This window comes from Cupriavidus sp. 291-E7, assembly GCF_057798835.1.
The window spans coordinates 127,103-151,290 of the sequence record NZ_JBYOJV010000008.1; the positions used below are offsets into that span (position 1 = coordinate 127,103).

At 65.0% G+C, this 24,188-nt stretch carries 14 protein-coding genes and 1 other RNA gene; 7 read left to right on the plus strand and 8 right to left on the minus strand.

The window, feature by feature from the left end:
- Nucleotides 1-40: 40 nt before the first annotated feature.
- The 5 genes from AC3FLX_RS15940 to trxA all read right to left on the minus strand — a co-directional run bounded on the left by AC3FLX_RS15940 (nucleotide 41) and on the right by trxA (nucleotide 5,113).
- Nucleotides 41-1,825: an ArnT family glycosyltransferase gene (locus AC3FLX_RS15940; protein WP_488698062.1), complete on the minus strand. Its 1,785-nt coding sequence runs from the start codon at nucleotides 1,823-1,825 to the stop codon at nucleotides 41-43.
- Nucleotides 1,826-1,978: 153 nt separating this feature from the next.
- Nucleotides 1,979-2,236: a type B 50S ribosomal protein L31 gene (locus AC3FLX_RS15945; protein ID WP_061959698.1), complete on the minus strand. Its 258-nt coding sequence runs from the start codon at nucleotides 2,234-2,236 to the stop codon at nucleotides 1,979-1,981.
- Nucleotides 2,237-2,410: 174 nt separating this feature from the next.
- Entirely contained in the window at nucleotides 2,411-3,256 is an 846-nt protein-coding gene (locus AC3FLX_RS15950; protein WP_488698064.1) for a M90 family metallopeptidase, read from the minus strand.
- 83 nt (nucleotides 3,257-3,339) lie between these two features.
- A complete protein-coding gene (rho, locus tag AC3FLX_RS15955; RefSeq protein ID WP_066734373.1) occupies nucleotides 3,340-4,602 on the minus strand; it encodes a transcription termination factor Rho in 1,263 nt (420 codons plus the stop codon).
- A 184-nt stretch (nucleotides 4,603-4,786) separates the two neighbouring features.
- Nucleotides 4,787-5,113, minus strand: a complete 327-nt coding sequence (trxA, locus tag AC3FLX_RS15960) for a thioredoxin TrxA (RefSeq protein WP_124683940.1) — start codon at nucleotides 5,111-5,113, stop codon at nucleotides 4,787-4,789.
- Nucleotides 5,114-5,574: 461 nt separating this feature from the next.
- On the opposite strand from trxA, the gene AC3FLX_RS15965 reads away from it, so the two are divergent.
- The 3 genes from AC3FLX_RS15965 to AC3FLX_RS15975 all read left to right on the plus strand — a co-directional run bounded on the left by AC3FLX_RS15965 (nucleotide 5,575) and on the right by AC3FLX_RS15975 (nucleotide 12,398).
- Complete coding sequence (locus tag AC3FLX_RS15965; protein WP_488698066.1) at nucleotides 5,575-5,868, plus strand: hypothetical protein; 294 nt, start codon at nucleotides 5,575-5,577, stop codon at nucleotides 5,866-5,868.
- A 72-nt stretch (nucleotides 5,869-5,940) separates the two neighbouring features.
- A complete protein-coding gene (locus AC3FLX_RS15970; RefSeq protein WP_488698067.1) occupies nucleotides 5,941-8,829 on the plus strand; it encodes a PD-(D/E)XK nuclease family protein in 2,889 nt (962 codons plus the stop codon).
- Nucleotides 8,826-12,398, plus strand: coding sequence for a UvrD-helicase domain-containing protein (locus AC3FLX_RS15975; protein WP_488698069.1), 3,573 nt, complete (start codon nucleotides 8,826-8,828; stop codon nucleotides 12,396-12,398). Before AC3FLX_RS15970 ends, AC3FLX_RS15975 begins: the two co-directional genes overlap by 4 nt.
- 34 nt (nucleotides 12,399-12,432) lie before the next feature.
- Here AC3FLX_RS15975 and AC3FLX_RS15980 read toward each other — a convergent pair whose 3' ends face one another.
- The 3 genes from AC3FLX_RS15980 to ffs all read right to left on the minus strand — a co-directional run bounded on the left by AC3FLX_RS15980 (nucleotide 12,433) and on the right by ffs (nucleotide 14,985).
- Nucleotides 12,433-13,311, minus strand: a complete 879-nt coding sequence (locus tag AC3FLX_RS15980) for a hypothetical protein (RefSeq protein WP_488698071.1) — start codon at nucleotides 13,309-13,311, stop codon at nucleotides 12,433-12,435.
- Between the two features lie 2 nt (nucleotides 13,312-13,313).
- Nucleotides 13,314-14,630 carry a TRM11 family methyltransferase gene (locus tag AC3FLX_RS15985; protein ID WP_488698073.1) on the minus strand — a complete coding sequence of 439 codons (1,317 nt, stop codon included), beginning with the start codon at nucleotides 14,628-14,630 and terminating at the stop codon, nucleotides 13,314-13,316.
- A gap of 256 nt (nucleotides 14,631-14,886) precedes the next feature.
- Nucleotides 14,887-14,985, minus strand: an RNA gene (gene ffs / locus AC3FLX_RS15990) — signal recognition particle sRNA small type.
- A gap of 181 nt (nucleotides 14,986-15,166) precedes the next feature.
- On the opposite strand from ffs, the gene AC3FLX_RS15995 reads away from it, so the two are divergent.
- The 4 genes from AC3FLX_RS15995 (at nucleotide 15,167) to AC3FLX_RS16010 (ending at nucleotide 24,114) form a co-directional block, all read left to right on the plus strand.
- Nucleotides 15,167-17,659, plus strand: coding sequence for an adenosylcobalamin-dependent ribonucleoside-diphosphate reductase (locus tag AC3FLX_RS15995; RefSeq protein WP_488698075.1), 2,493 nt, complete (start codon nucleotides 15,167-15,169; stop codon nucleotides 17,657-17,659).
- A 327-nt stretch (nucleotides 17,660-17,986) separates the two neighbouring features.
- Nucleotides 17,987-19,663 carry an L-lactate permease gene (locus AC3FLX_RS16000; RefSeq protein ID WP_488698077.1) on the plus strand — a complete coding sequence of 559 codons (1,677 nt, stop codon included), beginning with the start codon at nucleotides 17,987-17,989 and terminating at the stop codon, nucleotides 19,661-19,663.
- Nucleotides 19,664-19,789: 126 nt separating this feature from the next.
- Nucleotides 19,790-21,622 carry an ABC transporter ATP-binding protein gene (locus AC3FLX_RS16005; RefSeq protein ID WP_488698079.1) on the plus strand — a complete coding sequence of 611 codons (1,833 nt, stop codon included), beginning with the start codon at nucleotides 19,790-19,792 and terminating at the stop codon, nucleotides 21,620-21,622.
- Nucleotides 21,623-21,681: 59 nt separating this feature from the next.
- Nucleotides 21,682-24,114: a DNA polymerase III subunit gamma/tau gene (locus AC3FLX_RS16010; RefSeq protein ID WP_488698081.1), complete on the plus strand. Its 2,433-nt coding sequence runs from the start codon at nucleotides 21,682-21,684 to the stop codon at nucleotides 24,112-24,114.
- Nucleotides 24,115-24,188 lie beyond the last annotated feature (74 nt).

A 24,188-nucleotide genomic window follows, 5' to 3' on the forward strand; every position in this document is an offset into this window, starting at 1 on the left:
CGGACGGCGGGTTTCCGCCGCCTGCCGGAAGAGGGGGGGCTTACTGGGGCGGCAGACGGCGCCGCGACGGCGGCTGTGCTGGCTTGAGCTGCGAAGTATCGACCAGCCGGTACATGCGGAACCGCTCGTCGCGGTCGGCCGGACGACGACCTTCCCAGATCAGGCGCCACTCGAAATGCGAGATGTTGCTCGGCGCGCCATAGTCCACCGCATCGTGCCGCAGCAGCACATCGCAGCCATCGCCGGGCCCACCAAAGCGGATATGGCCGAAGTACGCGAACGATGCCAACTGTGCATCCCCCATGCGAATCGGCTGGACGCATTGATACGTAGGCGGCAATGCGAGGGCGGCCGCTTTGGCCACGTCGCGGTAGGTCTTGCCGTAGTTGATGGAAGGCAGCCACAGCGTCATGGCCATCACCCACATCAACGTGGTGCCGGCGGCCGAAATCACGACGGGGCGCCAGATCTGCTTGGGCGCGCGCGACAGCCTCCAGCGGACGACCAGCACCCAGGCAATGGTCGCGGCCAGCGCGATGACGACGGCACTGATCGTGAATGTATGTTCGAAGCCGGGAATTTGCCGGAACACGTTGCTTGCCACCTTCGGCGGCCAGCCCGTGGTCTTGGCGATCCACATGAACCAGACGGTGCCTCCGAAAATGGTGAAGAAAAGCAGGGCGAACCAGTCCACCGCATTGATCGCCGCGCGCGGTAGCGTCGGCAACGCAAAGGCGGCCAGAATGGCCATCGGCGGCAGAAGCAGGATGAACTGCACGTCGCCGGGGTTGCGCTGTAGCACCAGCAGCAGGAACAGCATGGCCAGGATGGCCAGGGGCAGCGTCACATGCGGCGCGCGCCGCATGCCGCGCCACGACAGCCAGGCAAAGGCCGCGATCGGCCAGACCGGCCAGGCGAACAGCAGGAAGTTGCGGGCAATGAAGCCGGCCGTGGGCACTGTGGGCAGGCCGTAGGTGCGCCGGTCATAGCGCGCCCATTCGCGGATGTAAGTCACGCCATCTTCGCTTGCCGTCGCGCCCAGGTAGACCGCGGCCATCCATGCGATAACGATGGCCAGCGCAATCGGCACGCCGATCAGCAGCAGCCGTTTCAGCGGGACGGGATTCGATACGGCGCCGGCAATCAGTGCGGCGCCCAGCAATGCCGCCGCAAGGATAGGTCCGCTGGCCAGGCACAACGCGGCAAGGCCCACGCCGAACCAGAGACTGCCTTGCACGGGCTTGTCCAGGCTGCGCACCATCCCGTAGAGCATGAATGCGATGAAGCAGACCTGTCCGACCTGCGCCGTGGTTTCATGGCCGCGCATCGCCAGGCCCACGCAGGCCAGGAAGATCAGCAGCGCACCATCGGCGAGCGCACGTCCGTACGACCGCGCGTCCGGCTGGCCGCCGAAGGCGAAAGCAAACGGCTGTACCTCGTCGCGGCGCCCAAGCAGATAGGTCGAGTACCAGATGAACGCGCAGGTCGCGAAATAGAACAGGGCCGTGGCCAGACGCGACGCGTCGGGGGCGCCCAGCCAGCCGCCGAACAGGCGGATCATCAGGCCACCCACCCAATACACCAGCGGGCCGTCCTCGCTGAACGGGCGGCCTACGATGTTTGGCATCAGCCAGTCTTGCAGGCCGCCGCTGCCAAGCTGCCACATCACGCCGAAGCCAGCGGCATCCTCGTTCTTCCACGGATCGCGCCCGAACAGGCCGGTCAGTCCATAGATGATGCAGATCGCCAGCAGCAGGTAGCGCGGCAGGGCGCCCGTGGCGGCTGCAGTCAGGTGAACGGGAGAGGTTTTGGTGGCTTGGGACATCGGCAGTGAATCCGGGCGGCCTGGGACGGCGGGCAAGCCGCTATTGTGGGCCACAAATGCAAAGAGGCAGCCGATGCTGCCTCTTTGTCAGGTCGCGCGCCGCGGGAGCATCTGTCCTGCCGCGCGCCGCAGTTGCTCGGTAGAGCCGGGCGATTACTTCTTGGCTGCCAGCTTGCTGCCGAACTTCTGGCGGAACTTCTCGACGCGGCCAGCCGTGTCCATGATCTTCTGTTGGCCGGTGTAGAACGGATGCGATTCCGACGACACTTCAATCTTGGCCAGCGGGTAGGTCTTGCCTTCGTGTTCGATCGTGTCCTTGGTCTGGATCGTCGAGCGGGTCACGAACTTGAAGTCGTTCGACACGTCGTGGAACAGGACTTCGCGGTAATTGGGGTGAATGCCTTCTTTCATGGTGCTTCCTTTCAGGTTGGGTAGCCAGTCCGCTCTCATGGTGCCGCAGGGCGTGCTTGCGACGAGCGAACCACTTGCCGATAACGGGCAAACCGGGATTATGGCAGAAAAACAAGAGCCTGGGCAATATACGTGGCAGGTTTTGCCAAGTCGCGCACACCGGTTGTTGGTGTCCTAATCCGCACTTTTTGCCGGGTCCTGCCGGTAGAACTGGACAAGTACTTCGTAAAGCGTTGGCCAGTGCTCACGCAGGCCGCCCGGATCGACGAAGAAAGTCTCCGATGCGACGGCGAAAAACTCGCTGGGCGCCTCGCTGCCGTATGGATCGATGACGCGCAGCCGGGGCGGCAGTCGTTCCGGATGGTCCCAGGCGGAATCGGGTACGGCCTCGCAGGCATCGGCAAACGCGTCGTACTGCGTGAGCAAGGTCTCGGCCCATTGCTCGGCATCGATGCCAGGATGCAGCACGCGCGAAAAAGGTGGCACGCCGTCGGGTTCGCCATCGAGCATGTCGAGCTTGTGGGCGAATTCATGGATGACCACGTTATAGGAATCAGACCCGTTGTCGAGGCCGGAGCCAGGCATGTTCACGTCCTGCCAGGACAGGATCACGGGGCCATGCTCCCACGCCTCGCCGCTGGCTTCTTCCTCAACGCCGTGCACCAGTCCGATGTCGTCTTCCACGGTCTTGCGGATCAGGAATTCGCCCGGATACAGCACGATGCCATGCCAGCCGCGGTACCACTCGATGCCGAGCTTCAGAATCGGCACGCAGGCCTGCACGGCCACCCCGACCACCATCTCATCGGTCAGCTCCAGTTCATGCGCGGTCGAGTATTCCTTGCTGGCGATGAACAGCGTGGCCAGTTCGCGCAGTGTCGCCAGGTCATCGGCCCCATAGCGCTGGAGGAATGGCAGTCCAGCGACGGTGCTGGCCCACAGGTCATCCGGGATGGCGTAGTGCGCGAGCTTGCGTTCGCGTGAGCGCGCGCGCAGGAAGCTGGACAGTTTGCCGAACATGATGTCGGTTGGTTGGTGAGCGGAAAAGAAAAAAGGCGCACCCGAAGGGTACGCCTTTTCGTGAGCCAGGCAACTGCCGGAGGTCAGCCGCCGCGGCGCATCATGTCGAAGAACTCTGCGTTGTTCTTCGTCGGTTTCATCTTGTCCAGGATGAATTCCATCGCCTGGACTTCGTCCATGTCCGAGATGAACTTGCGCAGGATCCAGATCTTTTGCAGGATTTCCGGCTTGATCAGCAGTTCCTCGCGGCGCGTGCCCGACTTGTTCAGGTTGATGGCCGGGTAGACGCGCTTTTCCGCCAGGCGGCGTTCCAGGTGCACTTCCATGTTGCCGGTGCCCTTGAACTCTTCGTAGATCACGTCGTCCATGCGGCTGCCGGTTTCGATCAGTGCCGTGGCGATGATCGTCAGCGAACCGCCTTCTTCCAGGTTACGCGCGGCACCGAAGAACCGCTTCGGGCGTTGCAGCGCGTTGGCGTCCACACCGCCGGTCAGCACCTTGCCCGATGCCGGCACCACGGTGTTGTAGGCGCGGGCCAGACGCGTGATCGAGTCCAGCAGGATCACCACGTCGCGCTTCAGTTCCACCAGGCGCTTGGCCTTTTCGATGACCATTTCGGCCACCTGAACGTGGCGGATCGCCGGTTCATCGAACGTCGATGCCACGACCTCGCCGCGCACCGAGCGCTGCATTTCGGTCACTTCTTCCGGGCGCTCGTCGATCAGCAGCACGAACAGGTCGGCTTCCGGATGGTTGTTGGCAATCGCGTGGGCGATGTGCTGCAGCATCACGGTCTTGCCGGACTTCGGCGATGCCACCAGCAGCGCGCGCTGGCCGCGGCCGATCGGGGCGATCATGTCGATGATCCGGCCGGTGATGTTCTCTTCGGCGCGGATGTCGCGTTCGAGCGTGAGAGGCCGGTTCGGATGCAGCGGCGTCAGGTTCTCGAACATGATGCGGTTCTTCACCGCTTCAGGGGGCTGCCCGTTGACCTTGTCCACCTTCACCAGCGCAAAGTAGCGCTCGCCGTCCTTGGGCGTACGCACTTCGCCTTCGATCGAATCGCCGGTATGCAGGTTGAAGCGGCGGATCTGCGAGGGGCTGATGTAGATGTCGTCCGTGCTGGCCAGGTACGACGTTTCCGGCGAGCGCAGGAAACCGAAGCCATCAGGCAGAACTTCCAGCGTGCCGTCTCCGTAGATGGTTTCGCCCATCTTGGCGCGCTTCTTCAGAATCGCAAACATCAGTTCCTGTTTGCGCATCCGTTGTGCATTGTCGATCTCGAGCGTAGCCGCCATTTCGAGAAGCGCAGACACGTGAAGCGATTTGAGTTCTGTCAGGTGCATAGACAAGGGGTACAGAAGGGGCCCGGACGGGCAAGACCTAGGGGAAGGGGGAAAGAATGAGCGAACGCTCGGGGAAGTTGTTGGGTCGCATCTTAGCACAATCCGGCCGGCGCGCCAGAGCTGGCGCACGCGAGGCCGGATCATGCAGGGCCGGAGCGTCGGGCTCCGGCAACAGGCCGATGGCTTAGACCTGTCCGTCCAGGAACGAGGTCAGCTGCGACTTCGACAGCGCGCCAACCTTCTGGGCCACGACTTCGCCGTTCTTGAACAGGATCAGCGTCGGGATGCCGCGGATGCCGAACTTGGCCGGGACTTGCTGGTTCTCGTCCACGTTGATCTTGGCGATCTGCACGCGGTCACCGTAGTCCTTTGCAACTTCGTCCAGGATCGGGGCAATCATCTTGCAGGGGCCGCACCACTCAGCCCAGAAGTCGAGCAGTACGGGCTTGTCGGACTTGAGGACGTCGGTGTCGAACGATGCGTCGCTCACATACTTGATTTGATCGCTCATGGCGGGGAACCTCTGGTTTCGCTCAGTTTATGTTGAAGACGGGCAACTGCCGTGGGGCTGAACCGCTACCTTACACGAGATCGTGCAGGGCCGCCGGCCGGCAATGCGTGGCGACACGCGCCGCCATTGACGCCGATATGTTACCAGCTTGCCGGATTTCAAGTCCCCCAGCTGCCCGTGCCGCGCCGCCTGCCGCAAGGCTGATCGACGCTCACCGCCACATTGTGCCGCGCCCCGGCCTCTGTTGCCGATGATAGTTTCAATCGCCCCGAAAGGTTGGCTCAATCGGCATCCCTCATTGGAGGTATTTGCGGGGCGCGCCGGTGCCTGGGGTCGGGAATTCCCGTAGAAATTCGTGCCCGGCATGATCTAGAATCCACTTGGACGGATCGCATCCGTGACCGCGTAGAATGGCAGGCCGGATGCGCCAACCCTGCATCTCCCGACATAGGCCATCGATCATGACGCCCGATCCTCGCAAGCCCGATACCGATACTCCCGATATCCCGGACGCCGGCGCGCAGCAGGCGCCCGATGCCGACCAGCTGAGCGACGCGCTGGCGCACCTGAGCAGCGCCGTCGAGTCCGATAGCATTGCAACCGGCGCTGCCAAGGGGTTGATCTACAGCGTGATGGAAACGCTCGGCACCCTGATCGGCGACCCCGATCTGCCCGAGCACGCGCGCTCGGGATACGAAGGGTTGCTTGAAACCGCACGCGAACTGCGCGCCCGCCTGGAGCGCGGCGGCAACTGACGCTGCCGCCCGCATCGGGGGCGCCCCGGGCAGCCCCCGGATACGCATCGGACGTATTGGTCCCAATCATTCATGACCCGGCTTTCGTTTCCTCCCGGCCCGTCGTTCCTCGACCAGGCCGCCACGGCGACGTGGTATTTCCTTGACCACTGCGGCCCTGCCGCATCGGCCGCGCACGTAGTGGTGCCGACGGCTGCGCAGATACCCGGCGTGCGCCAGGCGCTCGATGCCGCCGCACGCGCGGCGGGTCAGCCGCGCTTGCTGCCCCGCGTGCTGACGCTCGGCCACTGGCTGCTGGACCTGCCGCCCGATCTCGAAGCGGAACCGATGCCCGCGCGCAGCCATGCCGCGCGGCTGCTGGCCGTGCAGCAGGCCATTCGCGCGCAGGACTGGCTACGCCGTGCCTTCGGTGCGCAGACTGAAGGCGCCGCATGGGGCCTGGCGCAGACCCTGTTGTCGATCAGCGATGAGCTGAGCGCGCGCTGGCTGGAGGACGCGGCCGTCCGCGAGGATGACGACGTCGATGGCGACGATCGCGCCGCGTTGCTCCAAGGCGCGCTGCAACGTACTTACGCCCATCTATCCGAGCGTTTTCTCGGGCAGGAAGCGCAGATCGTGCTCGCCTTCTGGCAGATGCTTTCAGGCCCCGACGATCCCTTGCCCGCGCGCCGTCGTGCGCTGCAACGGCTGGCGCAGCAGGTGGCGGGCCCGGTGATCTGGATCGGCCCCACGCCGCCGGAGCCGATCGAAGCCAGCTTCCTGCTGCAGGCCGGCGAAGCAGTGCCGACGCTCGAGGTGGGCTACGACTGGACCGGCGGCGATCAGCCACCGGACGACGCCGACTGGTATGCCACGCTGCTGGCCCTGTGGCCCGAAGCGCGCCGTGGCGATGGCGTCGAGGCTGCGCCGGTTCCGGCTCTGCCACAGGCTTTGCCGGCACAAAGGCCGAGCATGCGCGTGATCGGCAGCGCCCGATTCGAGGACGAAGCGGCAGCCGCGGCAAGCCAGCTCGTGCAATGGCTCAACGAAGGCCGCAAGCACGTGGCGCTGGTGGCGCACGATCGCGTGGTGGCGCGCCGCACGCGCGCATTACTGACGCGCGCGGGTGCCCCGGTGCGCGACGAGACCGGCTGGAAGCTGTCCACCACACGTGCCGCGGCGGCGCTGATGCGTTGGTTCGATGTACTGGTGCGCGATGGCGATACCGCCGCCTTGCTGGACCTGCTCAAGTCTCCGTTCTGTCTGCCCGATGCCGGGCACCGCGGCGCGGCCATCGCGCTGCTCGAACGCCAGATCCGGCGCGACGCGATCACCGGCGGATGGGCGCGCCTGCGCCATCTGTTCGCGGAGCGTGCCGGCGGCACGGTGGTGGACGCCGAGGCCATCGATGACGATGACACGATGCTGCAGGTCCGTGCCGCCGCGCGCATGCTGGTTGGCACGCTGGCCGACGAGTCCGCCCAATGGCCGCGCGGCCACGCCCAGCAGCCGCTGTCCGTCTGGCTGGGCCGGCTCGACAGCACGCTCGATACGCTCGGCATGCGTGCCGCCTTGGCCTCGGACGATGCGGGCCAGCAACTGCTCGATGCGCTGGCGCGCCTGGGAGAGCTATCCGAAGACGAGACCGGCAGCCATGCCACGCTGAACCAGCAGGAATTCCGCGCGATGCTGGCGGCGCTGCTCGAGACGGTGGCCTACAAGGAACCGTCGGCATCCGGACCTGCGCGTATCACGATCCTGCCGCTCAATGGCGCGCGGATGCGCCGCTTTGACGGTGTGGTGGTGGTGGGCTGCGACGACGCGCAGTTGCCATCGAGCGCGGCGGAGCTGATGTTCTTCTCGAACCAGATGCGCCGCGAGCTTGGCCTGGAAGACCGCGAGGCGCGATTCGCGCAGCAGGCGCGCGACCTTGCCGAAGTCCTGCTGAACAATGACGACGTGGTGCTGACCTGGCAACGCTACGGCAGCCGTGGCGAGCCGCATCATGTATCTGGCTGGATCGAGCGACTGTCGGCCTGTTGCGCCAGGGCCGGTGCGTCGATCGAGGCGGGGGCTACTCCCCAGATGCTGGATACCTTTGCGCAGCCGGCCTACATGCCGGCGCCATCGGCCCCCGAGCGCGTGCCTGCCCGCTGGAGCGCGGCCGCCTACAACATGCTGCGCCGCTGTCCGTACCAGTTCTTCGCCGGGCGCATGCTCGGCCTGGCCGGCCTTGAAGCGCTGAACGACGACCTGGAAAAGCGCGACATCGGTAACCTGCTGCACCGCGTCCTGCTGCAATACCACCAGGAGATTCATGACGCGGGGGAGCGCGACGATGCCCGGCGCCTTGCGCGGCTGCAGCAGATTTCGGACACCGTGTTCGGCAAACAGATGGCCGAGGATGGCAACGCGATCAGCTACTACCGCCGTTGGTGCGAAGTGTTGCCGTCGTATGTGGCCTGGCAAGCCGCGCGTGAGGAAATGGGGTGGCAATGGCGCGCCGGTGAAATGGATGCCGGCGTTGACGTGGCGATGCCCGATGGCGTGCCGCTGCGGCTATCCGGCCGGATCGACCGGCTCGACAAGGGACCCGACGGCGCGCACGCGGTGCTCGACTACAAGACGCAGCCGGCCAGCCGACTGCGCCGCAAGGCCGGCGATGCCGAGGAAGACTGCCAGCTCGCGTTTTACGGCCTGCTGCGTGCCGATGCCGTGGCGGGCAGTTGGGTGGCGCTGGAAGGCGTCAAGCAGGGCGGCCGCGACAGCGCGCCCGGTGCGCAACGCGAAGTCGATCTGCCCGAATTCCAGGCTGCCGTGACGTGGCTGGAGCGGCAGTTGCGGCAGGACGTCGGCCGCCTGCGGCAAGGCGCCAAGCTGCCGGCGTTCGGCGACGCATCTGCCTGTACCTATTGCGAAGCGCGTGGCTTGTGCCGCAAGGGCTTCTGGGAATCCACCGCATTGCCCGATCTTCAATCATGAGCGCGAGTCACGATATTCACGCCTATCTGCGTGACGGCCAGACTGTGGCCGAGGCCGATTTCACGCGCGCTGCCTGCGATCCCGCGCGTTCCGTGGTGGTCGAAGCCTGTGCCGGTAGCGGCAAGACATGGCTGCTGGTGGCACGGCTGGTGCGGCTGCTGCTGGCCGGCGCCGCGCCGCACGAGATCCTTGCCATCACGTTCACGCGCAAGGCCGCCGAAGAGATGCGCGAGCGCCTGCTGGAGGTGCTGTCGCAACTTGCCAGCGGCACCGACGAGGCGGTGCTCGCACACCTTGAAATGCGCGGGCTCGACGCCGATGCGGCGCGCGCCGCGTTGCCGCGTGCGCGGCTGCTGCACGCACAGGTGCTGGCATCGCCCGGTCGCATGGCCATCGATACGTTCCACGGCTGGTTTGGCACGCTGCTGCGCGGCGCGCCGCTGTCGTCGGGCATCGTGCCGGGTGCCTCGCTGCGCGAGGATGCGCTGCGCATGAAGCGCGAGGCCTGGGCGCCGTTCTGGCGTGCGCTGGCGCATCCCCAACATGCCGAGCTGCGCCAGGCGTATGAGCAACTGGTCGATGCGATTGGCGATTTCCAGGCGCGCAGCCTGCTTGACCGCATGTTCCACGCGCGCAACGAGTGGTGGGCATTCCGCGACGCTGGCGATCCCGCGCAGCGGCTGACCGACGATCTTGGGGACGACGCCACTGCCGATGTTTTGGTTGAAGCACTGGTCGACGACGACTGGCTCGAAGAGTGCGCGCAACACGCACTGACGTTCGGGCGCGGCGGCAAGACCGAACAGACCCACGCATCGCGGTTGATGGACGGCCTGCGCGCCATCAGGACGTGGCGCGATGCGGGCACCGCGCCGGGCGATGCCGCCACGCAGGCGTTCAACGCGCTGCGCGCCGCGTTCTTTACCGATGCCGGCAAGCCGCGCGCGATGAAGGCCACCACGGCGCTGGTCAAGGTCTGTGGCGGCGAGGGCGCGGCCGAGGCGCTGATCGCGCGCATGGCCGACCATTGCGCGCGGCTCGACGAGATCGCCGCGCGCCGCTGCGAGGCAGCGGTGCTGGCCGTCAACCTTGCGCTCTATCGCCTGGGCGACGCGCTGCTGGAGCGCTACCAGCGCTACAAGGGCGAGCAGCGCGCGATGGATTTCGCGGACCTGGAATGGCTGGCCGCGAAGCTGATGGCCGACGAGGAAACCGCCACCTATCTGCAGGTGCGGCTCGACGCGCGCTATCGCCACCTGCTGCTTGACGAGTTCCAGGACACCAACCCGCTTCAATGGCGCATCCTGCAAGGCTGGCTCGCGGGATACCAGGGGTTGGGCGACAAGCCTACCGTGTTCCTGGTTGGGGACCCCAAGCAGTCGATCTATCGCTTCCGCCGCGCCGATGCGCGCCTCTTCGATGCCGCACGCGACATGCTGCAGGCCGATTTCCGTGCCACCGTGCTGCGCACGAACCGCACGCGCCGCAACCGGCCCGAGGTGCTGGACTGGGTCAATGCCGTGTTCGACCATGCGCGAACCGAGGGACGTTATCCGCTGTACGAGACGCAGACCACCGCGCTGAAGGACCCGGGTGGCCCGGTCTGGCTGCTGCCCCTGGTAGAGTCCGAAGACGCGGCCGAAGAAGAGGATGAGTCAGCGGCGCAGGGCGACGGCCATCGCGACACGCTGACCCAGCCGCGTGCGCAGCAGGGCGATTCGCTTCGCTTTGAGGAAGGGCGGCGGGTGGCCGCGTGGCTGCACTATCTGCGCAACCAGGTGCCGGTGCGCGAGGGCGATACATCGCGTCCGGCCTCCTGGCGCGACATGCACCTGCTGGTGCGGCGCAAGACCCATCTGCCCGATTACGAACGTGCGCTGCGCGAGGCCGGTGTGCCGTGCCTGAGTCCGCGTCGAGGCGGTCTGCTGACCACGCTGGAAGCACTCGATATCTCGGCGTTGCTGGCGTTCCTGATGACGCCGGAATCGGACCTCGACCTGGCCCACGTGCTCAAGAGTCCGATCGTGGGTGCCACGGACGACGACCTGATCCTGCTGGCGTCGATGGAGGGCGAGGGCGGCTGGTGGTCGCGCATCGTCGCGCATGACCTGCCGCCGCATACGTCCGACGCGCTGCAAGGTGGCATCGCGCGGCTGAAAGCGTGGCTGGCGTTGGCGCCGCACAAGCCCGTGCATGACCTGATCGACCATATCTACCACCAGGGCGAAGTGCGGCGTCGCTATGCCGAATCCGCGCCATCCGCCATTCGTGAGCAGGTGCTTGCCAACCTCGACGCCTTCCTGAAGTTGTCGCTCGATCTCGATGGCGGCCGTTACCCGAGCCTGCCCAAGTTCATCGACGAGTTGCAGGAAATCCGGCGGGGTGACGAGGACGAAAGTCCCGACGAAGGAGGCATGGGCGAGGGCGCGGAGGATGCCGAAGCGGAACCCGACGACGCCGGCGACAGCCAGCTCGATGCCGTGCATATCCTGACCGTGCACGCCGCCAAGGGGCTGGAGGCGCCGTTCGTGGTGCTGCTCGATGCCAATCACAGCGACCCTGCCGCCGATCGTGGCGGCATCCTCGTCGATTGGCCGCCGGCTTCACCCGAGCCGCGGCATTTTTCCGCCTATGGCAAGCGCAGCGAGCGCGGGCTGGCGCGCGCGCCGATGTTCGAGGCCGAGGTCGCGCTGGCGGACCGCGAGAACTGGAACCTGCTCTACGTTGCCATGACGCGTGCGCAGCAGGGCTTGCTGGTCAGCGGCGTCAAGGGCCGCGCCAGCAGGAAGGAAGAATCGAGCGGTGCGGAGATTGCCGGTAGCTGGTACGTCCGGCTGGCAGCAGCGGGCATCGGTGACGAAGTGACGCCTTACCCGGAAGCGGAAATGACCACTGCCGACGCGTTCGCGGCAGCCAGCGAGCGCGTGCGGTATTCGGATTTCCGGCTGCGCTACCGCGATGCCGCCGATGCAGGTATCGGTGATGTGTTCGAGGATGACGCGGAATCAACGGTGTTCGACGCGCAGGCCGCCGCCCACGGCGAACTGGTGCACGCGCTGCTGGAACGACTGACGCGCTACCCCGAAGCCTATGCCGGCGTGCCCGATGCGGCCACTGTGATGCACTGGTTTCCGTTGACCGGGGGCGGTGCGCCCCAGGCGCGCGAGCGGTGGCAGCAGCAGGCCGAAGCGGCGGTCGCGGATTTACGCGCAATGCTGGCGGCACCGGCATTGCGCCCGTTGCTGTTTGCGCACGATGCCGTGTCGGCACGCAACGAAGTGGAGCTTTACGACGATCGTGGCCGACTGCAGCGGATCGACCGGCTTGTGGAGTTCGACGACCGCGTGGTGATCATCGACTACAAGCAACGCTTGCTGCCGCAGGAACACGCGGCCTACGGGGCGCAGCTGCGGCGCTATATGGCCGCCGTGCAGCCGATGTTCCCGGACAAGCGGATCGAGGCCGGCGTGGCTACCGCTGCGGGCGAATGGATCGACGCGGAAGCGCTCCGCGCCACGCCGCATCCGCAGACACCAATCGCCACGACGCAGCAGGGGTCGTTGTTCTGATGGTGCACGGTCAACGGTGACCGTGCGCCATCGATCAGTTTTCCAGCTTCTTCAGAAACGCTTCCGCGCCGGCCTGATCAGCAAAGGTCGCTCTAATCGAATCGCTATTGTTGTAGTCGACAATAACCTCGATCTTGTGCAGCGTGCCGGCCGGTGTATGAGCGTCGATCTCTTTGAGTTTCTCCAGCGCGTCCGTTGCGGTCATGGCCTTGACCTCGTTGCCGTACAGCGGAATCAGCAATACCTGCGTGATATACCGCTCAAGCGATCCTTGGAGAGTGCTCATGAACTTGTCCGTTTCCGCCTTCGAGACCTGAGACAATTCCTTTCGGAGTTTCTCGCGATCGGCGGGCGTCAGATTAGCGAGGCGCTCATTTGCCTTGGCAAACTCCTCGTCCGGCGTGTTTTCATCGAAGGCTATGTCGAAATCGATGCTGGCAAACGCATCCACCACGTCTTGGTACGGAATATATAGAACCGCGAATCGATTGTTGCGGAGTTGTTGCAGCGCTGGACCGGTAAACTCGCCCGCCAAGACGGCGCCATAAAACGGCGCGGACAGGTGATGCAATTCGATGATGGGAAGAATGGCGCCCTGAATTTCCTGGGCCTTGTTCTTGGAGTGCTTTGTGTAACGGCGCCACGCGGCCTCGATGAACGCGATGGGCGTGCCTATGCGGGTCTCCGTGCCCCCGACTTCGATTACGAAGTCCAGGTCATGGTTGCTGCCATACTTGTCTTGCCAGGTAACCTTCTTGCCGTTTCTTGCGGGACGCTGCTTTTGCCAATCCAGATAATAGTGCTTTGCATTGGTAAATGCTTCCAGGCGCGGCTTCAGGATTTCATTGAGCACCACGTGCTCGAGGAGGTTGCCTAGATCCTGGCCAAATTTATGTGACGGCGAGCTCGCCATACTTATCCCTTAATCCAAAGTCTGCCTTCGTGAAGTGGAACCGTGTGCTTCCTGTTTTTCCACTTCACGTTGCGCTCCCTGATCTTCTCGAATGACCACTCACGGAAGCCAAACGCGAGCGCTTGTTCGCCGAACCATTTCTCTGCTGGTGCATGAACACCATAGGGTGCGGAGTCGCCAATCACCAGGCAGAGTGTGCTGCCACTCGTTGTGACCCGGCGCAACGCCTTGAAAGTCTCGCCCATATCGGCAAAGTACGCGGCCAGCATCGTGTGATAGGCCTTGTTCCCACCTTTGGTGGTGCGCACAACCGCCAGTTCCTGACAGACGTTTGTCAGTTCCGCTCGGATGGGTTCCACGGACGGTCGTGCCAGCAACGACTCCAGTACGAGTCGTTCCTTTGACGCGTGCTGCGAGTTTGAGCAGATCAGGTATTTGCGCACCGTTTCATGAAGGTCGCCCCAAGATTCGACTTCGCCCCAGAACGTCATTTCGAGTCTGGTGGCATCCGCGTAGTCATAGTTGTTGGCGTACGGCGGTGAAGTCACCACGAGGTCAATCGATCCGTCAGGCACACCTGCCAACGTGCGCGCATCGCTCTGCAACAGTATTGCCTTTCTTTCGGCCTGCTCTCGCTGCATGTACGACATATCAGCGAGCATGATTGCCGCCTGCGCGGACAATGCCTCCGTGGGCGTGGTGACATTCACCTTGCGCTTGTTTGGCAATACGTATTGCCATTGGGCGGTGCCCACGTGGCTGGAGGGCCGAAGGATTGAGTTGACTGCGAGAAACAGCAATGCCCTGATATCTTCGGATAAAGACGGCGCTACCTTTAGGCACGCCGCTTTCAATTTGAGCAGATGAATCAGCGTTTCCCGTTCGTAGCACTTCTCGAGAAGTGTCGGAACGCTTGGCGGAGCCTTGAAAGGCGAACGCGCGGCCATGTCTTCAACGAGAGCGATAGCTTGCTCGAATTCGCTTGCTGAAGCCGCCCACGACAGCTTTCCCCTTGCCAGACGATACACAAACGGATGGGACTCAACGCCGTACGAAGCAACGCCCTGGCGGTCAGCTTCCACGCAAACGGTGCCGGAACCAACGAAGGGGTCCAACACCACCTTTGCGCCGTACTGGGAGATTACGCTGCCGGCCCATTCCGAAGAAAAGCCGGCGGAATACCGGAACCAGCGGTGAACCGGCAACTTCATGTTCGGAGTGAAAGTGCCGGACTGTTCCGTGTCCAATTGTGAGCGGGTCTTGGACAGTAGTACTGGAGTGTCGAACAGCTCGCTTTGGACGGAATGCGAAATCTTCATCAGGAATGTGGTCAGGCGCCGGGGGGGCTGCGTCGAATCGCGCATGTTACCCCATGAGGATTGGCCGAAGCGTACGCCGCCGGAAGCTCCGTGCGGAGCCAGTCGGAACATGGCTTTGGGGCCGGGACTTCAACGGATTTTTCGTCGGATCAGCGGTTGCTACAGTGACACACAGAAGGAACACGCAGGCCGCTGGATTCCCTGGTCTGGCGTAAGATATTGACAGCCAAGGAAACGGGAAGGGGTAAAGAGGAAGGGGGACGAGCCTGACCCTCGGCACTGGCGGAAAACGGCTGTGGCTGCTTCGTTCCCGACCTGACCAGGTTGACCGCGCCGCCATGCGAGGAGGCCCGTCCGACCGGCATTGTAACCCAACCTGGGACAACGTTCCCAATTTCGTTGTTCTACGAAGTAGTTCAACTGAGTTTTGATCTGACACCGGGGTATTGCGCGGCCATGCTGGCAGCATGGCGGACGGCAATTTTCAGCCGGATTGTTTCAGCTAATCCGGTTCTCACCTAGACGACAGGTTGGGCATGAACGCAAACGACCAGATCCTCCGCGGCGCACTCGTGCCGCAAGACATTTCCATCGAAGTCCTGCAAGAGAAATACGCCAAGGGCGAAGAGCGCAGCATCGACGACGTGCGCCGCCGTGTGGCGCGCGCGCTGGCGGAAGCCGAGTCGGCCGAACACCGCGATACCTGGGCCGCGCGTTTTCTCTGGGCGCTCGAAAATGGCTTCGTGCCAGCCGGACGCATCAATTCCGCCGCGGGCACGGGCATCCAGGCCACGCTGATCAACTGCTTCGTGCAGCCCGTGGGCGACTCCGTTTCCGAAGCAAAGGGCGGCAAGCCCAGCATCTATACCGCCGTGGCCCAGGCCGCCGAGACCATGCGGCGTGGCGGCGGGGTCGGCTATGACTTTTCGTCGATCCGGCCTGGTGGCGCGCTGGTACGCGCCACGCATTCGCGGGCGTCCGGGCCCGTGTCGTTCATGAAAGTGTTCGATGCATCGTGCGCCACCGTGGAATCGGCGGGCGCGCGGCGCGGCGCGCAGATGGGCGTCCTGCGTTGCGACCATCCCGATATCGAAAGCTTCATCCACGCGAAGGACCGCGGCGAACTCACCAACTTCAATATTTCGATCGGCGTGACCGACGCATTCATGCGCGCGGTGGAAGCGGACGAAGAAATCGAGCTCGTCCATGAGGCGGAGCCGGGCATGGATGTGATCGAGGCCGGCGCCTACCGGCGCGACGACGGCCAGTGGGTGTATCAACGCATGCCGGCGCGGCGCCTGTGGGACCAGGTCATGCATGCCACCTACGACCATGCCGAGCCGGGCATCCTGTTCCTGTCGCGCATCAACGCCGACAACAACCTCTACTACTGCGAAACCATCGAGGCCACGAACCCCTGCGCCGAGCAGCCACTGCCGTCGTATGGCTGCTGCTGCCTGGGATCGATCAACCTGACGCGGTTCGTACGCCAGTCGTTCACCGACGAGGCCAGCTTCGACTTTGCGGCGTTTGCCGAAGTGGTGCGCGTGTCGACCCGTATGCTCGACAACGTGCTCGACGTCACGTTCTGGCCGCTGCCGGAGCAGCGGGCAGAAGCCGAGGCCAAGCGCCGCATCGGGCTGGGTTTCCTTGGCCTGGGCAGCGCACTCGTGATGCTGGGTCTGCGCTATGACACGGACGAAGCGCGCGCACTGGCGGGCCGGATTTCGGAAACGATGCGCGACCACGCCTATCTGGCGTCGGTGGAACTGGCCGACGAGAAGGGCGCCTTCCCGCTGTTCGACGCCGATGCCTATTTGCGTGGCGGCTTCGTGAGCCGCCTGCCCGAGACCGTGCGTGACGCGATTCGCACGCATGGCCTGCGCAATTCGCATCTGCTGTCGATCGCGCCCACCGGCACCATCACGCTGGCGTTCGCGGACAATGCGTCGAACGGTATCGAGCCGGCGTTCTCATGGACTTACAACCGCCGCAAGCGCATGCCGGACGACAGCTATCGCATGTTCGAGGTGGCGGACCACGCGTGGCGCCTGTATCGCCATCTGGGCGGTGACATGGAGCGCTTGCCCGACAGTTTTGTCACCGCGTTGCAGATGTCAGCGCTCGACCATATGCGCATGCTCGAAGCCGTGCAGCCGTATATCGATACCAGCATCAGCAAGACCGTGAACGTGCCCGAGGACTATCCGTACGAGGCGTTCCGCAACCTGTATCTGGAAGCGTGGAAGGCTGGCCTGAAGGGATTGGCCACCTACCGGCCGAACCAGGTGCTGGGCGCGGTGCTGTCCGTGACGCCGGCGGCAGAGGCGCCGGCAGCGCCAACCGCGCAGAGCGACGACGATCCGCTGACGCGGCCGTTCGGCAGCCGCCCGCTCGGAGACCTCGAGGGCGTTACGTCGAAGGTGGAGTACCTGACCTATGAAGGGCACAAGACCGTCTACCTGACCGTGAATTTCATGCGGGTATCGGGTGCGATTGGTGGCAAGCCCGTGACGATCGAGCGGCCGATCGAGTTCTTCATGCCCGCGGGCCAGCGGTCGGAAGGGCAGCAGTGGATTACATCGACGATGCGCCTGCTGTCGATGGTGGCGCGTTCGGGCGGACCGATTGCCAAGGCGCTGGCCGACATGCGCAGCGTGGTGTGGGACAAGGGCACGGTGCGTTATGGCTCGCTGGTGCGGCAGGATGGCACGGAGGTGCCGCGCTTCCATGACTCCGAAGTGGCGGCGCTCAGCTATGCGCTGCAGCGCATCCTGATCAAGCGCGGTTTCCTGGACGACGAAGGCGGCCAGGTGCCCGTGGCGGCGCTGGCGGCCCGGTTGGCGCGCCGCGATGGTGGCGAAGCGGCAGTGGCGTTGGCCGTCCCGGCCCATTCCTCGCCCGCCGCGACGTCCGCTTCGGGCATCGGCACCGGCAAGACCTGCCCCGAGTGTGGCGCCCATGCGTTGCATAAGGTCGACGGCTGCGCCAAGTGCGCGAACTGCGGCTACGTGGGGGAATGCGGCTGACCCGTCCGGGTTGGCGGGCAAGGTGACACGCGACGCACCAGGGTGGGTCGCGCGTCCATCACATTCTTGTTTCGAACGTTCGTTTTAAGGAGTACTCTCCGCGCGAGGAGGGTGAGGTGCGCCAGTCTGCCCCCGCATAAACCCTGATCCCTGAATCCGGCTCATGGAGTCGATGACAGGATTTTGGGCGGAGGGCCGGAACCCCGTCCTTACAATCCCCTTTCTGTCCGTAGGGCGGCGCTTGCGCCGCTTATGCGGACAAATGTCGTCCGGATGTCCAGGCCCGTCAGAGGCAGGCAGCCGCATCAACCAGAGGAGGATTCAATCGTGTGGAGTCAAGTCTATGACCCGCTAGGCAGCATGGCGCTTTCGACCATTGCTGCAGGGGTTCCGGTCGCCGTGCTGCTTGCCGCGCTGGCGTTCTTTCACATGCAGGCGCACTTGGCGGCCGGGCTGGCGCTGGTGGTCGGCGTCGTCGTCGCGTCGTTCGTGTTCGGCATGCCCGCGGCAATGGCCGGCAAGGCGGCAGGGCTTGGCATCGTGTCCGGCCTGTTCCCGATTGGCTGGATCGTCCTAAACATCATCTTCCTGCACCGGCTGACAACCTTGAACGGGTCATTCAAGGTGCTGCAGAACTCGATCTCCGGCGTGACCGAAGACCGCCGTCTGCAACTGCTGCTGGTGGCGTTCAGCTTCGGCGCGTTCTTCGAAGGCGCGGCGGGCTTCGGCACGCCGGTGGCCGTGACCGGCGCGATTCTTATCGGGCTGGGCTTCTCGCCGCTGGCTGCCTCGGGTCTGGCGCTGATCGCCAACACCGCGCCGGTGGCGTTCGGCGCGCTGGGCGCTCCGATCATCGGCCTGTCGTCGGTGACCGGGATCGACCAGGTTCAACTGTCCGCGATGATCGGCCGGCAACTGCCGTTCTTCTCCGTGCTGGTGCCGTTCTGGCTGATCTGGGCGTTTGCGGGTTTCCGCGGCATGCTCGCGATCTGGCCGGCGATTCTGGTGGCGGGCGTGAGCTTTGCGGTGCCGCAGTTCCTGGTGTCGAATTTCCACGGCCCGTGGCTGGTGGACGTGATCTCGGCGCTGATCTCGATGGGCTGCCTGACGATGTTCCTGAAGGTCTGGCATCCGAAGGAGATCTGGACCTCGACGCGGATCCTCGGCCGCCACGACGACTCGAAGGTGGATCATCCGGAAGCGCTTGAAGCCGACGCCCGTGCCACGGCCGCATCGGTCGGTATCTCGGTGGTCAAGGCCTGGATGCCGTGGGTGATCCTGACCGTGTTCGTGTTCGTCTGGGGCATTCCGGAGTTCAAGAAGCTGATGGACGGCATCTGGGCGTGGAAGTACCCGATCCCGGGTCTGGACAAGGCGATCATCAAGGGCCCGCCCGTTGTGGCGAAGGAAATTGCCGAAGGCGCCGTGTTCAACTTCAACGTGCTGTCGATGGCGGGCACCGGCATCCTGGTCTCGGCCATTGTCGGCGGTGTGATGATGGGCTACTCGATTCCGCGCCTGTTCAAGGAATACTGGGAGACCATCAAGCTCGTGCGCTATTCGCTGCTGACCATCTGCGCGATGTTCGGTATCGGCTACCTGACCCGCTACTCGGGCCTGGACGCCACGCTGGGCCTGGCGTTTGCGCAGACCGGCGTGCTGTACCCGCTGTTCGGTACGATGCTGGGCTGGCTGGGCGTGGCACTGACCGGCTCCGACACGGCGTCGAACGTGCTGTTCGGCGGCCTGCAGAAGACCACGGCCGAGCAACTGGGCCTGTCGCCGACGCTGATGGCCGCGGCCAACAGCTCCGGTGGCGTGATGGGCAAGATGATCGATGCGCAATCGATCGTCGTGGCGTCCACCGCTACCAAGTGGTACGGCCACGAAGGCGAGATCCTGCGCTACGTGTTCTTCCATTCGATCGTGCTGGCCATCCTGGTTGGCCTGTTCGTGACGCTGCAGGCCTACGTGCATCCGTTCACGTTGATGGTGATTCACTGACGCATGCCGCTGGCCGCCTTTCCCGCGTTCAGGGGAAGGATAGTCACCCCATAAGCCCCGCCTTCCGGCGGGGCTTTTTCATGGGCGTATCATCACCGGTTTGATGTCTGCCGACGAGGACAGCCGATGCTTATCCGCCGCCTGGAAAGACTGATCGATCCGTTTCGCGGGCTTCCCGACACGCAGCCGCCTGACAGCGTCTGGCGCTTCTACGCCCACTTCCTGCGCGAGGTCTGGGGCGTTTTTGCGGCGCTGCTGATCGTAGGGTTTGTCGGCGCGCTGGTGGAAGTGTCGTTGTTCACGTTTCTGGGCCGGCTGGTCGACCTGGCGCGGGAATCTCCCGACGGCGGCTTCTTCGCGCGCCACCGCAACGAGTTGCTGTGGATGGCGTTTGTCGCGCTGTTCCTGTGGCCGCTGATGGTCTGGCTGCACGATGTGCTCGTGCATCAGATCATCAATCCGAATCTGGCCAACATGATCCGCTGGCAGAACCACAGGTACGTGCTCAAGCAGAGCCTGTCGTTCTTCCAGAGCGATTTCGCGGGACGCATTGCGCAGCGGATCATGCAGACCGGCTTCTCGCTGCGCGACTCGGCCGTGCAGGCCGTGGATGCGCTCTGGCATGTGCTGATCTACGCGTCCACGTCGCTGCTGCTGTTTGCCCAGGCCGACTGGCGGTTGATGATCCCGCTGCTGATCTGGATTGCGTGCTTCGTCGCCGCGATGCTGTTTTTCACGCCCCGCGTAAAAGAGCGCTCGGTGCGCGCCACCGAAGCCCGTTCGCAGCTGATGGGCCGTATCGTCGACGGCTACACCAACATCACGACGCTCAAGCTGTTCGCGCATACGCGCGGCGAGGAAGACTACGCGCGCGAAGCAATGGCCGAGCAGACCTACCGGAACCGCATGGCCGGGCGCACGATTAGCGCGATGGATGTCACGGTCACCGCCATGAACGGGGCGATGATCGCCGGCACCACCGGTGTGGCGCTGTGGCTATGGAATGCCGGCATCGTCAGTACGGGTGCCATTGCGCTGGCGACCGGGCTTGTCATCCGAATCAGCAATATGTCCGGCTGGATCATGTGGGTGGTCAACGGCATCTTCGACAACATTGGCCAGGTGCAGGACGGCATGAAGACGATTGCCATGCCACGGCGCGTACTGGACCACCCGGACGCGCACCCGCTGGCGATCACGCGGGGCGAGGTCCGCTTCGATGCCGTCGGCTTCCACTATGGCAAGGGCGGCGGTGTGATCGAAAACGTCAACCTGACAGTTCGGCCGGGCGAGAAGATCGGCCTGGTGGGGCCGTCGGGCGCCGGAAAGTCCACGCTGGTAAATCTGCTGCTGCGCCTTTATGACGTGGAAACGGGCCGGATCCTGATCGACGGGCACGACGTGGCCGGCGTCACGCAGGAAAGCCTGCGCGCCCAGATCGGGATGGTGACGCAGGACACGTCGTTGCTGCACCGGTCGATCGGGGACAACCTGCGCTATGGCAGGCCCGATGCCACCGATGCGGAGCTGCACGAGGCACTGCGCCGGGCCAAGGCCGACGATTTCATCGGGGATCTTGTGGATACGCACGGCAACCGGGGGCTTGCGGCGCTGGTGGGCGAGCGTGGCGTGAAGCTGTCTGGCGGCCAGCGGCAGCGCATCGCCATTGCCCGGGTGCTGCTCAAGGACGCACCGATCCTGATCCTCGACGAGGCAACGTCGGCGCTGGACTCGGAGGTCGAGGCGGCCATCCAGGAAAGCCTGGAGGCGCTGATGGCGGGCAAGACCGTGATCGCCATTGCCCACCGGCTGTCGACGATCGCCCGGATGGACCGGCTGGTGGTGCTGGACGGCGGCCATATCGCCGAGACCGGCACCCATGCGGAACTGCTGGCACGCGGCGGACTCTACGCACGCCTGTGGGCCCACCAGACGGGCGGGTTCGTGGGGGTGGACTGACGGGGATTTGTCCGCCCGGTTCCGAAATTTCAGGTCCGCCTTTTGCTACAATCGCCGCCATGAGTTATCAAGTTCTAGCGCGCAAATGGCGCCCACGGGATTTCACCACGCTGGTCGGCCAGGAGCACGTGGTGCGCGCGCTCACGCATGCGCTGGAACAGCAACGGCTGCATCACGCCTACCTGTTCACCGGCACGCGGGGCGTTGGCAAGACCACGTTGTCCCGGATTCTGGCCAAGGCCCTCAACTGTACCGGCGCTGACGGCAGCGGCGGCATCACCGCGCAGCCGTGCGGGCAGTGCAAGGCTTGCCAGGAGATCGACAGCGGGCGGTTCGTCGACTACATCGAGATGGACGCGGCGTCCAACCGCGGTGTCGACGAAATGGCACAGTTGCTCGACAAGGCGGTCTATGCGCCGACGGTCGGCCGCTTCAAGGTCTACATGATCGACGAAGTGCACATGCTGACCAACCACGCCTTCAACGCGATGCTGAAGACGCTGGAAGAGCCGCCTGGGCACGTCAAGTTCATCCTGGCTACCACCGATCCGCAGAAAATCCCTGTCACCGTTCTGTCGCGCTGCCTGCAGTTCAACCTGAAGCAGATGCCGCCGGGGCACATCGTTTCGCACCTGGATAACATCCTGGGCCAGGAGGGCATCAGCCACGATGGCAGCGCGCTGCGCCTGCTAGCGCAGGCCGCTCACGGATCGATGCGCGACGCGCTGTCGCTGACCGACCAGGCCATCGCCTACAGTGCGGGGCAGGTGTCCGAGGACGCCGTGCGCGGCATGCTGGGGGCGATCGACCAGAGCTATCTGGTTCAGTTGCTCGATGCACTGGCCGCCGAGGATGGCGCGTCGATGCTGGGCATCGCCGACTCGATGGCGGACCGCAGCCTGTCGTTCGCCGGTGCGCTGCAGGATCTGGGTTCGCTGCTGCACAAGGTCGCGCTGGCGCAGGCCGTGCCTGCGTCGGTGCAGGACGAATGGCCCGAGGCCGAGGACGTGCGCCGTCTGGCCGGCCTGTTCGATGCGCAGGAAATCCAGCTGTTCTACCAGATCGCCAATCTTGGCCGCAGCGAGCTTGCGCTGGCGCCCGACGAATACGCCGGCTTTACGATGACGCTGCTGCGGATGCTGGCCTTCCGTCCGTCGGCCGCCCCGTCGGCACCGGCGGGTGGGCAGGGCGGTGGCGGCCAGCCGGTGGCACGGCCGCGTCCCGCGAACCCGCCAGCGGCAGCGCCTCGCGCGATGTCGGCTGCGCCTGTGGCCGCGGCCGAGCCGGTTGCTACCCCGGCTGCGGCGCCAAAGGTCGAGGCGCGTTCGAATCCGAATCCGGCCCCGGACATGGCAAAGCCTGTAACCCCGGCGCCTGCCGTTGCCCCTGTGGCGTTGCCAGCATCTGGTGAGGCGTCCGCGCCCGCCAGACCGGTAGCGCCCGCCGTACAGGCTGCGCCCGCTGCACCGGCAGCGCCTTCGGCCAGCAGCCGTACGGCAATGTCGCCGGCCCGCGCTGCGCTGGAAGCTGCGCGCCAGGCGTCGGCAGGCAAGGGTGCCGCCCGTCCGGCCGGCGCCGGTGCACCGCCGATGGCCGGTGCGGCGGCAGCCGCCGTGGCAAGCCAGCGGCCGGCGGCACAGCCGCTGCGCCCGCCTTCGGCAGGGCGTCAGGCAACCGCTACGGCGCCGGTATCCGCGCCAATCGATCAGGCTGCGGCCGCGGCGCCCGCCGTCGAGCAGGCACCGGCCGCGCCGGAGCCAGTGCGCGAGCGCGCCGCCCCGTCGGCCAAGCCGGCCCCGCAGGCAAAGCCGTCCGCCGAGGCGCCGCCGTGGGAAGCCGCCGGTGGCAGCGACGTGCCGCCGTGGGAGTCCATGCCGTCCGACATGCCGGTGATCGGCCCGTACGATAGCGATCCGGGCTTTGACCCGAGCTTTGGCGGATACGACAACGGCTTTGAAGCCGCGAGTTTCGATCGCGCACCGCGTGGCGGCGGTCGTGCCGCGCCTGCACCGGCGCAGGCGCGCAAGCCGGAACCCGAACCCGTGCCAGCGACGCCCCTGGCGCCTGCCGTACCGCCGGTGGCGCCAAGCGCGGCCGACGATGGCACGCCGGCAGTATTCACGGGCGACTGGCCGGCACTGGCTGCCGGCCTGCCGTTGAAGGGCCTGGCGCAGCAGCTGGCGCACCAGAGCGAGCTGCATCGCGTGGTTGGCCGTACGCTGCATTTGCGCGTGCCGGTGGCGGCGATTGCCGAAGCCAGCGTGGCCGAACGTCTGCAGACCGCGCTCATCGAGCATTTCAAGGTCGACGTGCGCGTGCAATGCGAAATTGGCGCCGTCACGCATACCGCGGCGGCCGTTGATGCCGCGGCGCGCGCCGAGCGCCAGCGCGAAGCCGAGGCCGAGATCGACCGCGACCCGTTTGTACAGGGCCTGCTGCGCGAGTTCGGCGGACAGATCGTGCCTGGTTCCGTGCAGCCCCGCGCTGCCTGAATTCAAGAGGCGGGCGCGCGAACACAAGTCACGCAGCGCCGCCCAATCCAACACACACATATCCAAGGAGTGAT

Excerpts from the sequence above, each read along its gene's own strand:
- AC3FLX_RS15940 (WP_488698062.1), bottom strand. The coding sequence starts at position 1,825 with ATGTCCCAAGCCACCAAAACCTCTCCCGTTCACCTGACTGCAGCCGCC.
- trxA (WP_124683940.1), bottom strand. The coding sequence starts at position 5,113 with ATGAGCGATCAAATCAAGTATGTGAGCGACGCATCGTTCGACACCGAC.
- AC3FLX_RS15980 (WP_488698071.1), bottom strand. The coding sequence starts at position 13,311 with ATGGCGAGCTCGCCGTCACATAAATTTGGCCAGGATCTAGGCAACCTC.
- AC3FLX_RS15970 (WP_488698067.1), top strand. The coding sequence starts at position 5,941 with ATGACCCGGCTTTCGTTTCCTCCCGGCCCGTCGTTCCTCGACCAGGCC.
- AC3FLX_RS15975 (WP_488698069.1), top strand. The coding sequence starts at position 8,826 with ATGAGCGCGAGTCACGATATTCACGCCTATCTGCGTGACGGCCAGACT.
- AC3FLX_RS15985 (WP_488698073.1), bottom strand. The coding sequence starts at position 14,630 with ATGAAGATTTCGCATTCCGTCCAAAGCGAGCTGTTCGACACTCCAGTA.
- rho (WP_066734373.1), bottom strand. The coding sequence starts at position 4,602 with ATGCACCTGACAGAACTCAAATCGCTTCACGTGTCTGCGCTTCTCGAA.
- AC3FLX_RS15945 (WP_061959698.1), bottom strand. The coding sequence starts at position 2,236 with ATGAAAGAAGGCATTCACCCCAATTACCGCGAAGTCCTGTTCCACGAC.
- AC3FLX_RS15995 (WP_488698075.1), top strand. The coding sequence starts at position 15,167 with ATGAACGCAAACGACCAGATCCTCCGCGGCGCACTCGTGCCGCAAGAC.
- AC3FLX_RS16010 (WP_488698081.1), top strand. The coding sequence starts at position 21,682 with ATGAGTTATCAAGTTCTAGCGCGCAAATGGCGCCCACGGGATTTCACC.
- AC3FLX_RS15950 (WP_488698064.1), bottom strand. The coding sequence starts at position 3,256 with ATGTTCGGCAAACTGTCCAGCTTCCTGCGCGCGCGCTCACGCGAACGC.
- AC3FLX_RS16005 (WP_488698079.1), top strand. The coding sequence starts at position 19,790 with ATGCTTATCCGCCGCCTGGAAAGACTGATCGATCCGTTTCGCGGGCTT.
- AC3FLX_RS15965 (WP_488698066.1), top strand. The coding sequence starts at position 5,575 with ATGACGCCCGATCCTCGCAAGCCCGATACCGATACTCCCGATATCCCG.